The following is a 14280-nucleotide window of genomic DNA, read 5'->3' on the forward strand; positions in this document are numbered from 1 at the left end:
AGTCGCAGACCGCAGACCGCAGACCGCAGGTCGCAGGTCGCAGGTCGCAGGTCGCAGATCGCGCACCAAGCACCGCCGCCCGCGCGCCTCCCCCGCCTCAGTCGCGCACGAGCACGACCAGCTTCAAATCTTCGCGGTGCGCGGGTTTCAGCGTGATCTGCTGATAGACGACGCGGCCGTCGGCCGGATGATCGAATTCGCGCCGTCCGCCCTCGCGCTCGAACACGTCCTGCGACGCCCAGTACTGCGCGAACGCCTCGCTGCCGGCCATCAGCGCATCGATCAGCGCGCGGGTCGGCGCATCGGCGAGGTGGCGGATCGAGTCCGCGCGAAATTCGGCCGCGAGCCGGCGCGCGCGCGTCTCCCAGTCGACGATCAGCGTACGCGCGGACGGCGCCATGAACGTGAAGCGCAGCAGATTGCGATCGTGCTCGCCGTCGAGCCAGCCGGTAAACAACGCGGCGGCCGGCGCGTTCCACGCGAGCGCGTTCCATTGCCGGTCGAGTACGTACGCGGGCGTGGCGATCGCGGCGACGGTCGCCGCGAGCGTCGGCGGCAGGTCGCCCGCCGCGACGTCGGGCTCGGCCGGGTCGCGCTGCGCGGCCAGCTCGAACAGGTAGGCGCGCTCGGCCTTCGACAGCTGCAGCGCGACGGCGATGCGCGCGAGCGCGTCGGCCGACGCGGACACCGGCCGGCCCTGCTCGATCCACGTGTACCAGGTCGGGCTGACGCCGCACAGCTGCGCGACTTCCTCGCGCCGCAACCCCGGCGTGCGGCGGCGCGGGCCGGGCGGCAGGCCGACGGCCTGCGGCGACAGACGTTCGCGGTGCGCGCGGATGAATTCGCCGAGCGCACGGGCGGGCGTGGCATCGAGCGGCGGGTGAGGGGCAGTGGACGGCTGGTTCATGCGAATGCGGCTGAAACGACTCGTGCGAACGGATCGACGTAAAAGGGCACGCCGGGCGCGGCAAGCGCCAGGCAGGTGTAACGAATACCAGAATAACCGCTTAACTTGTACTGGTACCAACGCGGCCCTATTGTAGCGATTCGCGCGCTGGCAGGCAGCGGGCGCATCCAACCAAGGAGCGAACGATGAAACACCACGACCAGGTCGCCGACGCATTCGGCACGACGGCTGCCGCCTATCTGACGAGCACGGTCCACGCGACGGGCGCCGATCTCGACATGCTGGCGGCCGCCGTGCGCGCGACGCCGGCGGCCGCGGTGCTCGATCTCGGCTGCGGCGCGGGCCATGCGAGCTTCGCGGTGGCGCCGCACGTGCGCGACGTGGTCGCGTACGATCTCGCGGCGCCGATGCTCGCGACCGTCGACGCCGCCGCGCGCGAGCGCGGGCTCGCGAACGTCCGCACGCAGCAGGGGCCGGCCGAGCGGCTGCCGTTCGAGGCGGGCAGCTTCGACTGGGTGATCAGCCGGATGAGCGCGCATCACTGGCACGACGTGCCGGCGGCGCTCGCCGACATGCGCCGCGTGCTGAAGCCGGGCGGGCGCGTGCTGATGATCGACATCGCGGGCAACGATCATCCGTTGCTTGACACGTATCTGCAGGCGGCCGAAGTGCTGCGCGATGCGTCCCACGTGCGCGATTACCGCGCCGACGAGTGGCTCGCGATGTTCCGTGGCGCCGGGTTCGACGCGCAGGTGCAACGCCGCTGGCGTTTGCCGATCGATTTCGACACGTGGGTGCAGCGGATCCGCACGCCGGCCGACAGCGTCGCGGGCATCCGCGCGCTGTGGGCGCATGCACCGGACGAAGTGCGCGGCTACTACGCGGTGCAGCCGGACGGCTCGTTCGAGCACGATGCGCTGCTGATCGAAGCGTGCTGATCGGCGCGCAGTGACCGAAGCCCACTGAGCAACGCCCGCACCGACCGGCGCGCGCAACGCGCCGCGCCGCGCGATGAAAAAAGCCGCGATACGCAAGAGCGCGTATCGCGGCTTTCGTTTGGCCGCTGCCGTTCGCGGCGGCCGTGGCGGCCGTGGCGACCGTGGCGACCGTGGCGACCGTGGCGCGAAGCCGGCGCGAAGCTATGCGCCACGCCCCAGCCACCGCGCCGGATGCGGATCAGCCCGTGTTGCGCAGCCCGGCCGCGATCCCGTTGATCGTCAGATGAATCCCGCGGCGCAGACGCGCGTTCGTGTCGCCCGCGCGGTGACGCTTGATCAGCTCGACCTGCAGGTGGTTCAGCGGATCGAGATACGGGAAGCGGTTCTTGATCGAGCGCGCGAGCAGCGGGTTGGTCGCGAGGCGCCCTTCGTGCCCGGTGATCTCCGCGAGCGCCTGCGCCGTGCGCTCCCATTCGGCGACGATCCGCTCGAACACGTGCTTGCGCAGCTTGCGGTCGGCGACCAGCTGCGCGTAGCGCGACGCGACCGCGAGATCGGTCTTCGCGAGCACCATGTCCATGTTCGACAGCAGGTTCGCGAAGAACGGCCAGGTCTTGTTCATCTTCTTCAGCAGCGCGACGCGCTTCGTGCGCGCGGCCGCGTCCGGCGCGCCGTCGAGATACGCGCTCACCGCGCTGCCGAAGCCGTACCAGCCGGTCAGCAGCAAGCGGCACTGGCCCCACGAGAAGCCCCACGGAATCGCGCGCAGATCCTCGATCCGGCGGTTCTTCGGGTCCTGCAGCTTGCGCGACGCCGGGCGGCTGCCGATGTTCAGCTCGGCGATCTCGGTGATCGGCGTGGCCGCGAAGAAGTAGTCGGTGAAGCCGGGCGTTTCGTAGACGAGCGCGCGATACGACGCCATCGCCGCGTCGGACAGCGCCTGCATCGCGGCTTCGAACGCGGGCAGTTGCGCGGGCGCGTTCGACTGCGGCAGCAGCGACGCCTCGAGCGTCGCGGCCACCACGGTTTCGAGGTTGCGCCGGCCGATCTCCGGGTTCGCGAACTTGCTCGCGATCACCTCGCCCTGTTCGGTGAGGCGGATCTGGCCGTTCACGGTGCCCGGCGGCTGCGACAGGATCGCCTGATAGGTCGGGCCGCCGCCGCGGCCGACCGTGCCGCCGCGGCCGTGGAACAGGCGCAGCGTGATCTTGCGGTCGCGGAACAGGTCGACGAGCGCGAGCTCCGCGCGATACAGCTCCCAGTTCGACGTCAGGAAGCCGCCGTCCTTGTTGCTGTCCGAATAGCCGAGCATCACTTCCTGCTCGGCGCCCTGATGCGCGATCAGCGCCTCGATGCCCGGCAGCGCGAAGTATTCGCGCATGATGCGCGCGGCGTCGCGCAGGTCGGGAATGGTCTCGAACAGCGGGATCACCATCAGGCCGTTGCGCGCGCTGTCGTGCGCCGCGCCGAACGCACCTTCGAGCAGGCCCGTTTCCTTCTGCAGCAGCAGCACCTCGACGAGGTCGCTGACCGTCTCCGTGTGCGAGATGATGTAGTTGCGCACCGCGCGCGGTCCGAACTGCGCGCGTACCTCGCGCGCCTTCTCGAACACGCCCAGCTCGCTTTGCGCGAGCGCCGAGTATTCGATGTACGGCGAGCGCAGCGGGCGCGGATCGGCGAGCGCGGCCAGCAACGCGATCAGCTTGTCGTCCTCGGACAGCGACGCGTAGTCGGCATGCACGCCCGCGCGCGCGAACAGCTCGGCGACCACCGCTTCGTGGATGTCGGAGCTCTGGCGCAGGTCGATGCTCGCGAGGTGGAAGCCGAACACCTCGGCCGCGCGCATCAGCGGCGTGAGGCGCGGCGCGGCGAGCGACGCGCCGTGATGTTCTTCGAGCGACGCGGTCAGCACCTTCAGGTCGGCGACGAACGCTTCGGAATCGGCGTACGGCACCGCGCGCACCGGCGGCGCGCCGCGGCCCGCGCTGCGCACCGGCACGGTGCCCTCGCCGAGGCGCACGCGCGCGCTCGCCGCGAGCCGCGTGTAGATGCCGATCAGCGCGCGGCGGTAGGGTTCGTCGACGCGGTGCGGCGACTGGTCCGGCGACGCGGCGGCGAGCGCCTTCACCGCGTCGTTCGCGCCCACCAGCAGGTTCGACACGGAGAGTTCGGCGCCGAGCTTGTGCACCTGTTCCAGATAGTGTTCGAGGATCACCGCGGCCTGGCGGTTGATCGCTTCGTCGAGCGTCGCGGCCGTCACGTTCGGGTTGCCGTCGCGATCGCCGCCGATCCAGCTGCCCATCTGGAAGAACGCGGGCACGCGTGCGGGCAGGCCGTGCTCGGCGAGCGCGGCTTCGATGTCGCCGTACAGCGCGGGCAGTTCGTCGAGGAAGGTGGCGCGGTAGTACGACAGCGCGTTCTCGATCTCGTCGCCGACCGTCAGGCGCGCGTCGCGCAGCATGCGCGTCTGCCAAAGCGCGGTCACGCGCGCGCGCAGCATCGATTCGTTGTAGGCGCGTTCGCGCGCGGTCAGCGGCTGGTCGCGTTCGGCGAGCAGGCGCGCGATGTCGTGCTGCGCGTCGAGGATGCTCTTGCGCTGCACCTCGGTCGGGTGCGCAGTCAGCACCGGCACGATCAGCGCATCGTCGAAGAAGCGCTGCAGCACGCGCTTCGATGCGTTGCCGCTCGTCTTCAGCTGTTCGAGCGCGTACGCGACTGTGCCCGGTTGCGGCGCGGAGCCCGCGAGCGCGTGAATGCGGCGGCGGCGGTTGTGATGGCGATCTTCCGCGATGTTCGCGAGATGCGAGAAGTAGCTGAACGCGCGCACCACGCTCACCGTCTGTTCCGGCGTCAGCTTGCGCAGCTTCTTCTCGAGCGTCTGCGCGGCTTGGCTGTCGTCCTCGCGGCGAAACTTCACCGCGGTCTGACGAATCGTTTCGACGACGTCGAACACGGTGTCGCCTTCCTGTTCTCGCACGACGTCGCCGAGCAGGCGGCCGAGGAAGCGGATGTCCTCGAACAGCGGGCCGTCCTTGTCCTCGCGCGTGCGCGCGGCGGGCTTCGACGCGCCGGCCGCCTTCGTCGTGCGTTTTGTCTGACGTATCGAGTCTTTCGGTTTCGTTGCCGGTTTCGTTGCCGGTTTCGCACGGCCGTTCGCGACGGTGGCGAGGGCGCCCGTCTGGGCGTCGGTGGAGGGCAGGGCAGCATTGCGGCGCGCCGTACGCGCCGATCCGGAAGACTTCACGATGGGTTTCCTTGGGAAAGCTCGAGTCAAAAGGGACTGCGGGGACTGCGGAACTGCGGTCAAGCAACCAGCTACGTGCGGCACATCCGCGCATCGGTGGCGCCGCGCGCGCGCCCGGGCGCCGCGGATGCAGGCGCCGCGCCCGGGCGGGCGGGGGCCTGCGTGCTACCATTGTTCGGTCTTCAATCCCGTCCTTCGATGTTCCAGCAATGAATTCCGAGACCTTTTCGGCCGGGCCGAAATCGGCGCCAGCCCCCGCGACGTTGACGATTGCGTCGCGCGAGAGCCGCCTGGCGATGTGGCAAGCCGAACACGTGCGTGATGCGCTGCGCAAATTATATCCAGCTTGTGACGTGAAAATCCTCGGGATGACGACGCGCGGCGATCAGATTCTCGATCGCACGCTGTCGAAGGTCGGCGGCAAGGGCCTGTTCGTGAAAGAGCTGGAGAATGCGCTTGCCGACGGCCGTGCCGATCTCGCCGTGCATTCGCTGAAGGACGTGCCGATGGCGCTGCCCGACGGCTTCGCGCTGGCCGCGATCATGGCGCGCGAGGACGCGCGCGACGCGTTCGTGTCGAACGACTACGCATCGCTCGACGCGCTGCCGGCGGGCGCCGTCGTCGGCACGTCGAGCCTGCGCCGCGAAGCGATGCTGCGCGCCCGCTATCCGCATCTGAACGTGCTGCCGCTGCGCGGCAATCTCGACACGCGCCTCGCGAAGCTCGACCGCGGCGACTACGCGGCGATCATCCTCGCGGCCGCCGGCCTGAAGCGCCTCGGCCTCGAGGCGCGGATCCGCGCGCTGATCGACGTCGAAGACAGCCTGCCGGCCGCCGGCCAGGGTGCGCTCGGCATCGAGATCGCCGCGCACCGCAGCGACGTCGCGCAATGGCTCGCGCCGCTGCACGATCCGCACACCGCGCTCGCGGTCGAAGCCGAGCGGATGGTGTCGCGCGCGCTCGGCGGCAGCTGCGAAGTGCCGCTCGCCGCGCATGCGGTGTGGCGTGCCGGCGAGCTGTACCTGACCGGCCGCGTGTCGACCACCGACGGCCGGCGCGTGCTGAGCGCGCAAGCGTGCGGCGCGGTCATGACCGCCGCCGATGCGCTCGCGCTCGGCCGCGCGGTGTCCGACGAGCTCGACGCGCAGGGCGCGCGCGACATCGTCAATGCATTGCTCGCCGGCTCGCAGGTCGGCAAGGGCGACGCCTGATGGCGGGCGGCGCGCGCGCGTTCACCGCTGTCCTGACCCGCCCGGACGGCCAGTCGGCCGCCCTTGCGGCGCAGCTCGCCGACGCCGGCTGCGACGTGCTCGAATTTCCGCTGATCGACATCGCGCCGCTCGACGATCCGGCGCCGCTCGTGGCCGCGTTCGCGACGCTGGCCGACTACGCGCTCGTGATCTTCGTGTCGCCGAACGCGATCGACCGTGCGCTCGCGCACTACGGCGCGATCTGGCCGAATGCGCTGCCGGTCGGCGTCGTCGGCCCCGGCAGCGTCGCGGCGCTCGCGCGTCACGGGATCGCGGCGCCCGCGCATCGCGTGATCGCGCCGCAGGCGGGCGCCGACGGCGGCGTGCCGCGCTACGATTCGGAAAGCCTGTTCGCCTGCATCGAGGCCGCCTTCGGCGGCGCGCAGGCGCTCGCGGGCAAGCGCGTGCTGATCGTGCGCGGCGACGGCGGCCGCGAATGGCTCGCCGAGCGCCTGCGCGAAGCCGGCGCCGAGGTCACGCTGGTCGCGGCATACCGGCGCGTCGTGCCCGAGCCGCGGGTCGGCGCGTGGGAGCGCGTGCATGCGCTGCTGGCCGGCGCACCGCACGCGTGGCTCGTCACGAGTTCCGAAGGCGTGCGCAACCTGCACGAACTCGCGCGGACCCATTTGAACGACGCCGAGATCGACGCCTTGAAGCATGCGCGGCTCCTCGCGCCGCACCCGCGGATCGAGCAGACCGCGCGCGCACTCGGTTTTGATAGGATTACGCTGACCGGCGCGGGCGATGAGCGCATCGTCCGCGCGTTTCGAACGATGGCCGACGAGGCCGTCCAACCGGCGACAGCCGCACCGGTGACTAAACGCATGACAGATACCAACGATTCCAAAAGCGTCGCTTCCCAGCCGGCCGCTGCCTCCGCGCCGCCGCGCAGTCCCTCTTACGTTGCGTCCGAACCGCCCGCGCGCCGCGGCGGCAGCGCGGCGCTGTGGTTCGTCATCGTCGTGCTCGGCTGCGCGGCGGGCGTCGGCGGCTATGCGCTGAACCGCAAAGTCGACCGGCTCGACGCTTCGTTCGTCGCACGCCAGAAGTCGCTCGACGCGCAGACGGCCGAGCTGCGGGCGAAGACCGAACAGGCGCTCACGGGCACGCACCAGGTCGACACGCAGCTCGCGCAGCTCGACGGCAAGCTCGCCGACGCGCAGAGCGCCCAGCAGGCGCTGCAGCAGCAATACCAGGACCTGTCGCGCAACCGCGACGCATGGATGCTCGAGGAAGTCGACCAGATGCTGTCGAGCGCGAGCCAGCAGCTGCAGCTGACCGGCAACACGCAGCTCGCGCTGATCGCGCTGCAGAATGCCGACGCGCGCCTCGCGACGTCGCAGAGCGCCCAGGCCGTCACCGTGCGCAAGGCGCTCGCGCAGGACATCGAGAAGCTGAAGGCCGCGCCGTCGGCCGACCTCACGGGCCTCGCGATCAAGCTCGACGACGCGATCGCGAAAATCGACGCGCTGCCGCTGTCGGGCGAGGCGATCGTCGCGCACGCGGCGCCGAAGGCCGCACCGTCCGCCGCCGCGTCGTCCGCTGCGCCCGCCGCCGTGGCCGGCGAGCCGCGCTGGAAGGTGTGGTGGCACGATTTCTCGGCGGGCCTCGGCCAGCAGTTGAAGGGCCTCGTGCAGGTGCGCCGCATCGACAACGCGGACGCGATGCTCGCGTCGCCCGACCAGGGCTACTTCGTGCGCGAGAACGTGAAGCTGCGCCTGCTCACCGCGCGGCTGTCGCTGCTCGCGCGCAACGACGCGGCGATGAAGTCCGACCTGCATGCTGCGCAGGCGTCGCTCGGCAAGTATTTCGATCAGGCCTCGAAGGACACGCAATCGGTCGAAGATCTGCTCAAGCAGGTCGACGGCGCATCGCTGACGGTCGCGGTGCCGAACCTGAACACGAGCCTGAACGCCGTTCAGCAGTTCAAGAGCCGGGGGTAACGATGACGCTTCGAGGAATCGTCTGGCTCGCGATCCTGTTCGCGATCGCCGCGGCACTCGCCACCGTCGGCCGCTTCGACGCGGGGCAGGTGCTGCTCGTCTATCCGCCGTACCGTGTCGACGTGTCGCTGAACCTGTTCGTGATCGGCATCGTCGTGCTGTTCATCGTCGTCTATGCGCTGATGCGCATCGTGCGCAACATCTGGCTGATGCCGCGGCGCGTCGCCGCGTATCGTGCGCGTGCGCGCAACGAGAAGGCGCAGTCGTCGCTGCGCGATGCGATCGCGAACCTGTACGCGGGCCGCTTCTCGCGCGCCGAGAAGGCCGCGCGCGATGCGATGGCGGTCGACGCGAACCAGGGTGCGGCGAGTCTCGTCGCCGCGACCGCCGCGCACCGCATGCACGAGTACACGCGTCGCGACGATTGGCTGTCGAAGGTCGACGCGCCCGAGTGGCAGGACGCGCGGCTGCTCGCGACGGCCGACATGCGCGCCGATGCACGCGACGCCGACGGTGCGCTCGCCGCGCTGGCCGATTTGCAGGCGGGCGGCAAGCGCATCCATGCGCAGCAGGTCGCGCTGCGTGCGCAGCAGCAGCTGAAGAACTGGGCCGAGGTGCTGAAGCTGGCGAAGGCGCTCGAGAAGCGCGACGCGCTGCATCCGGCCGCGGCGGTCCGGCTGCGCCAGCAGGCGGCCGAGAATCTGCTGCGCGAGCGTCGGCACGATGCGGACGCGCTGCTCGAAGTGTGGCAGTCGCTGTCGGCGCTCGAGCGCCAGTCGCCGCGCCTCGCCGATCTCGCGGCCGAGCTCCTGGTGTCGCTGGAGCGCCGCACGGAGGCGCGCCGCATCGTCGAGGATGCGCTTGCGCACAACTGGGATGCGCGGCTGTTGCGCCGCTATCCGGACACGGCCGGCAACGACGCGCTGCCGCTGATCCAGAGGGCCGAGGGCTGGAAGAAGGATCATCCGGACGATGCCGACCTGCTGTTCGCGCTCGGCCGGCTGTGCCAGCAACAGCAGCTGTGGGGCAAGGCGCAGTCGTTCCTGGAGGCCGCGCTGAAGCAGGCCGACAACGACGCGCTGAAGGTGCGCACGCATCGCGCGCTGGCCCGCCTGTTCGAGCATCTCGGCGAAACCGACAAGGCCGCGAAGCACTATCGCGAAAGCGCGCTCGCGATCACGACGGTGTGACGCGCGCGGCGCGCGTTCGCCGCACGATCAAAAGCCCCGAACGCCTTCCGGCTTCGGGGCTTTTTTGCGCGTGTGCGCGGCTGGCCGGCGGGGCGGCGGCCGGCCGCGGCGTCACGCCGCGCGCCTCATTTGTCGACGAGCCGCTTCGGCACCGACAGCGCGAGCAGGCCGCCGAGCACGAGGAACGCGGCGAGCAGATACATGCCGGCATCGTTGGCGCCCGTCGCCTGCTTGAGCCAGCCCATCATGTATGGGCTCAGGAAGCCCGCGAGGTTGCCGATCGAGTTGATCATCGCGATGCCGGCCGCGGCCGCCGCGCCGCCGAGGAACGCCGTCGGCAGGCTCCAGAACAGCGGCAGCGTCGTGAGGATGCCGATCGTCGCGAGCGTGAGGCCGAGCATCGCCAGCGCCGTCTCGTGCGCCCACATCACCGACAGCACGAGCCCGAGCGCGCCGATCGCGGCCGGGATCGCGAGGTGCCAGCGCCGCTCGCGCCGCTTGTCCGCGCTGCGCGCGATCAGGATCATCGCGACCACCGCCGCCGCATACGGAATCGCGGACAGCAGGCCGATCTTCAGCGTGTCGGTCACGCCGGTCGCCTTGATGATCGTCGGCAACCAGAAGCCCACGCCGTACAGCCCCATCACGAACGAGAAGTAGATCAGCGCCATCAGCCACACGCGCGGGCTCGACATCACGGCGCCGAGCGCGAGGTCTTGCTTGGTCGCTTCCTCCGCGTCGACGTTGCGCGCGAGCAGCGCCTTTTCCTCGTCGGTGAGCCACGCCGCGCGCGCGATGCGGTCGTCGAGCGCGAAGAACACCAGCACGCCGGCCAGCACCGACGGAATCCCCTCGAGCAGGAACAGCCATTGCCAGCCGTGCCAGCCGCTCACGCCGTTGAAAGCCTTCAGGATGAAGCCGGAGAGCGGCCCGCCGATCACGCCGGACAGCGCGACGGCCGTCATGAAGAAGGTGGTCATCCGGCCGCGCCGGTGCGCGGGATACCAGTACGTGAGGTACAGGATCACGCCGGGGAAGAAGCCGGCCTCGGCGACGCCGAGCAGGAAGCGCATCACGTAGAACATCGCGGGTGTCGTGACGAACATCGTCAGGATCGAGATCACGCCCCACGTGGCCATGATGCGTGCGATCCACACGCGCGCGCCGACCTTGTGCAGGATGATGTTGCTCGGCACCTCGAACAGGAAGTAGCCGAAGAAGAAGATCCCGGCACCGAGCCCGTAGACGGTATCGCTCAGATTCAGGTCGCTCGCCATCTGCAGCTTCGCGAAACCGACGTTGACGCGATCGAGATACGCGACCACGTAGCACAGCAGCAGGAGCGGCGTGAGCCGCCACGACACCTTGCGGTAGGTCGCTTCCTCGAATGCGCCGGACGAGCCCGGCAGCGAATGCGTCGATGTTGCCATGTTGTCTCCTGTCCTTTCTTGTCGTGGGTCGTGATGGGCCGGATCGGGCGCGCGGGCGCCCGATCCGGTGTCGTGCGAAGCATGGCCGGTGCGGGACGCCGGCGCCGGCCGGCCGCGGCGGCGCGGCGCCGTTGCCGTCGTGCTAGATGCAGCGGCCGCCGTCGACTTCGAGGCAGACGCCCGTGATGAACTCGGCTTCGTCGGATGCAAGGTAGAGCGCGGCGTTCGCGATGTCCTGCGGCGTCGAGAAGCGGCCGAGCGGAATCGTCGACAGGAACCGGCGGCGGTTTTCGGGCGTGTCCTCGCAGCCCATGAACTCGGTCATCAGGCCCGTTTCGCCGAGCACCGGGTTGATGCAGTTCACGCGAATCCGGTCGGGGCCGAGCTCGGCCGCGAGCGACTTGCTGGCGGTGATCATCGCGCCCTTCGTGCTGTTGTACCAGACGAGGCCGGGGCGCGGCCGCACGCCGGCCGTCGATGCGACGTTGACGAACACGCCGCCGCCCTGCGCGCGGAAGTACGGGACGAAGGTCTGCACGCTCCAGAACAGGCTCTTCATGTTCACCGCGTACACGCGATCGAATTCGGCTTCCGTCACGTCGAGCACCGGCTTGTTGCGGTGCGTGGTGCCCGCGTTGTTGACGACGATCTGCACCGCATGGAAATCGTCGAGCGCGGCCTGCAGCAGGGCACGCCAGTCGGCGTCGCGCGACACGTCGCCGGCGAATGCGATCGCCTTGCCGCCGGCCAGCGCGATCTCGCTCGCCACGCGCTCGGCCGCCGCGCCGTTCAGGTCGTTGACGACGACGTTCGCGCCTTCGCGCGCATACGTCTTCGCGATCCCTTCGCCGAAGCCCGAGCCGCCGCCCGTGACGACGGCCGTCTTGCCGCTCAACCGCATGGTGTGTCTCCTGTGTTGGAAGAGTGCAGGGTGCGCCGCTGCGCGGCCGGCCGCTGCCGGCTGCTTCCGCCCGCGCGGCGCGGTTCAGCCGTGCCGGATCGCGATCGTCTTCAGCGCGGTGAAGCCGTACAGCGCCTCGAAGCCTTTCTCGCGCCCGTGGCCCGAATGGCCGACGCCGCCGAACGGCAGCTCGACGCCGCCGCCCGCGCCGTAGTTGTTGATGAACACCTGGCCCGCGCGCACGCGCCGCGCGAGGCGCAGCTGGCGCGCGCCGTCGCGCGTCCAGATGCCGGCGACGAGCCCGTACGGCGTGCCGTTCGCGAGCGCGACGGCTTCTTCCTCGTCGACGAAGCGCATCGCCGCGAGCACCGGGCCGAATACTTCCTCCTGCGCGAGCCGATGCGACGGCGGGACGTCGCGCAGCAGCGCGGGCGCCTGGTAGAAGCCGCTTTCCGGCGCGTCGGCGACGACCTGGCCTTGCGCGGCCATCGGAATGCCGTCGTGCTGCGCGTCGGACAGGAAGTCCCAGACGCGCTGCTGCTGCTTCGCGTTGATCAGCGGGCCGCAGTCGAGGTCCGCGCGGCTCGGGCCGACGCGCAGCCCGTTGAACGCGGTGGCGAGCCGCTCGACCAGCGGCTCGTAGGCCGCATGCTCGATCAGCACGCGGCTACCGGCCGAGCAGGTCTGCCCGCCGTTCTGCACGATCGCCGACACGAGCACCGGCAGCGCGGCGTCGAGGTCGGCGTCGGCGAACACGATCTGGGGCGATTTGCCGCCGAGCTCGAGCGTGACGGGCACGTGATTCTCGGCGGCCATCTGGGCGACCAGCTTGCCGGTCGCGGGCGAGCCGGTGAACGAGATGTGGTCGATGCCGGGGTGGCGCGCGAGCGCGGCACCGGCTTCGTGACCGTAGCCGGTGACGACGTTCAGCGCACCGGCCGGCAGCCCGGCCTCGATAGCCAGCTCGGCGACGCGCAGCACCGACAGGCATGCGTCCTCGGCCGGTTTCACGACGCACGCGTTGCCGGCGGCCAGCGCCGCGCCGACGCTGCGCCCGAAGATCTGCATCGGGTAATTCCACGGCACGATGTGGCCGGTGACGCCGTGCGGCTCGCGCACCGTCAGCACCGTGTAGCCGGCTTGGTAGGGAAGCGTCTCGCCGTGCAGCTTGTCGGCGGCGCCCGCGTAGAACTCGAAATAGCGCGCGAGCGCGGCGGCGTCCGCGCGCGCCTGCTTCAGCGGCTTGCCGGTATCGCGCGCCTCGATCGTCGCGAGCTCTTCGATGCAATCGGTGACGCGCGCGGACAGCCGCATCAGCACGCGGCCGCGCTCGGCGGCGCTCGCCGCGCCCCACGGGCCCGCGAAGGCGTCGCGCGCCGCGGCGACGGCGCGTTCGATGTCCGGCGCCGTGCCGCGCGCGATCGTCGCGAACGGCCGGCCGTCGGACGGGTCGACGACGGCAATCGGCTCCAGCTGCGCGGGCAGCGTCCATTCGCCTGCGATGAAGTGCTTCGCCTGTTCCATGCGTGCTCCTGTCTCCGGGGGGGCGCGTACCGCGGGTGCCGCGGCGGCCGTGCATCGCGGCCGCCGTGCGGCATCGCTCGCGGTCAGTGGCAGAACGTCCGGACCGATTATCACGCCGATCGTCATCCGGACGCCACCGGTCGATTGGCTATAATGGCGCATTCCCTGCGGGGAGGCCCGCGGCCGCGCACCGGTCGAGGCACCCTGCGCCGCATTCCCATCGACCAACAGAGAGCGCTATGAGCTTCAATCATGTTCCGGCCGGCAAGGACCTGCCGCACGATTTCAACGTGATCATCGAGATCCCCGCGCAAAGCGATCCGGTGAAGTACGAAGCCGACAAGGAGCTGGGCCTCCTCGTCGTCGACCGCTTCATCGGTACCGGCATGCGTTATCCGGTGAACTACGGCTACATCCCGCAGACGCTGTCGGGCGACGGCGATCCGGTGGACGTGCTGGTGATCACGCCGTTCCCGCTGCTGGCCGGCTCGATCGTGCGTTCGCGCGTGCTCGGCATGCTGCAGATGACCGACGAGTCGGGCGTCGACGCGAAGCTCGTCGCGGTGCCGCACGACAAGGTCTGCCCGATGACGGCGAACCTGAAGTCGATCGACGACGTGCCCGAGTATCTGAAGGACCAGATCAAGCACTTCTTCGAGCAATACAAGGCGCTCGAGAAGGGCAAGTGGGTGAAGGTCGAAGGCTGGGCCGGCATCGACGCCGCGCACAAGGAAATCGCCGACGGCGCTGCGAACTACAAGAAGTAAGCCGAATGGCCGGCTTCGCGGCCGGTTCGCTAGCATCGCAAACCGCGCGTGTCTCGTCAGGAGGCCGCGCGGTTTTGTTTTGTGTGCGGTTTGCCGCGGGCGCCGGGCGGGCGCGGTGCGGCGGAGGGCGGTGCGGATTGCGCGCGTTTCGCGGCGGTCGTGCGGCGGGGGGCGGCGGTGACGGGT

Annotated in this window: 10 protein-coding genes; 5 read left to right on the forward strand and 5 right to left on the reverse strand. The window is 70.2% G+C overall.

Annotated elements, in window-relative coordinates:
- Window positions 1-97: 97 nt before the first annotated feature.
- Window positions 98-907, reverse strand: coding sequence for a helix-turn-helix transcriptional regulator (locus C3Y15_RS25375; protein WP_011885702.1), 810 nt, complete (start codon window positions 905-907; stop codon window positions 98-100).
- Between the two features lie 185 nt (window positions 908-1092).
- On the opposite strand from C3Y15_RS25375, the gene C3Y15_RS25385 reads away from it, so the two are divergent.
- Window positions 1093-1845, forward strand: a complete 753-nt coding sequence (locus C3Y15_RS25385; RefSeq protein WP_011885701.1) for a class I SAM-dependent methyltransferase — start codon at window positions 1093-1095, stop codon at window positions 1843-1845.
- Between the two features lie 238 nt (window positions 1846-2083).
- Here the strand turns inward: C3Y15_RS25385 and ppc are convergent, their stop codons facing one another.
- Window positions 2084-5089: a phosphoenolpyruvate carboxylase gene (ppc, locus tag C3Y15_RS25390; RefSeq protein ID WP_045578880.1), complete on the reverse strand. Its 3006-nt coding sequence runs from the start codon at window positions 5087-5089 to the stop codon at window positions 2084-2086.
- 209 nt (window positions 5090-5298) lie between these two features.
- Between ppc and hemC the strand changes: the two genes are divergently transcribed.
- Genes hemC through C3Y15_RS25410 form a run of 3 tightly spaced genes read left to right on the forward strand, consistent with a single transcriptional unit; the run spans window position 5299 to window position 9472 of the window.
- Complete coding sequence (gene hemC / locus C3Y15_RS25400) at window positions 5299-6300, forward strand: hydroxymethylbilane synthase (protein WP_011885699.1); 1002 nt, start codon at window positions 5299-5301, stop codon at window positions 6298-6300.
- Entirely contained in the window at window positions 6300-8282 is a 1983-nt protein-coding gene (gene hemDX, locus C3Y15_RS25405) for a fused uroporphyrinogen-III synthase HemD/membrane protein HemX (protein ID WP_069246292.1), read from the forward strand. The genes hemC and hemDX overlap by 1 nt, the downstream gene beginning before the upstream one ends.
- 2 nt (window positions 8283-8284) lie before the next feature.
- Complete coding sequence (locus C3Y15_RS25410) at window positions 8285-9472, forward strand: heme biosynthesis protein HemY (protein WP_011885697.1); 1188 nt, start codon at window positions 8285-8287, stop codon at window positions 9470-9472.
- Between the two features lie 125 nt (window positions 9473-9597).
- Here C3Y15_RS25410 and C3Y15_RS25415 read toward each other — a convergent pair whose 3' ends face one another.
- The 3 genes from C3Y15_RS25415 to C3Y15_RS25425 form a co-directional block, all read right to left on the reverse strand.
- Complete coding sequence (locus tag C3Y15_RS25415) at window positions 9598-10902, reverse strand: MFS transporter (RefSeq protein WP_011885696.1); 1305 nt, start codon at window positions 10900-10902, stop codon at window positions 9598-9600.
- A 142-nt stretch (window positions 10903-11044) separates the two neighbouring features.
- Window positions 11045-11803, reverse strand: a complete 759-nt coding sequence (locus tag C3Y15_RS25420) for an SDR family oxidoreductase (RefSeq protein WP_011885695.1) — start codon at window positions 11801-11803, stop codon at window positions 11045-11047.
- Between the two features lie 84 nt (window positions 11804-11887).
- Complete coding sequence (locus tag C3Y15_RS25425; RefSeq protein ID WP_069246290.1) at window positions 11888-13327, reverse strand: aldehyde dehydrogenase family protein; 1440 nt, start codon at window positions 13325-13327, stop codon at window positions 11888-11890.
- 239 nt (window positions 13328-13566) lie between these two features.
- Between C3Y15_RS25425 and ppa the strand changes: the two genes are divergently transcribed.
- Window positions 13567-14094, forward strand: coding sequence for an inorganic diphosphatase (gene ppa, locus C3Y15_RS25430; protein WP_011885693.1), 528 nt, complete (start codon window positions 13567-13569; stop codon window positions 14092-14094).
- Window positions 14095-14280 lie beyond the last annotated feature (186 nt).

This window comes from Burkholderia sp. B10, from assembly GCF_004368385.1.
GTDB classification, from domain to species: Bacteria; Pseudomonadota; Gammaproteobacteria; order Burkholderiales; family Burkholderiaceae; genus Burkholderia; species Burkholderia vietnamiensis.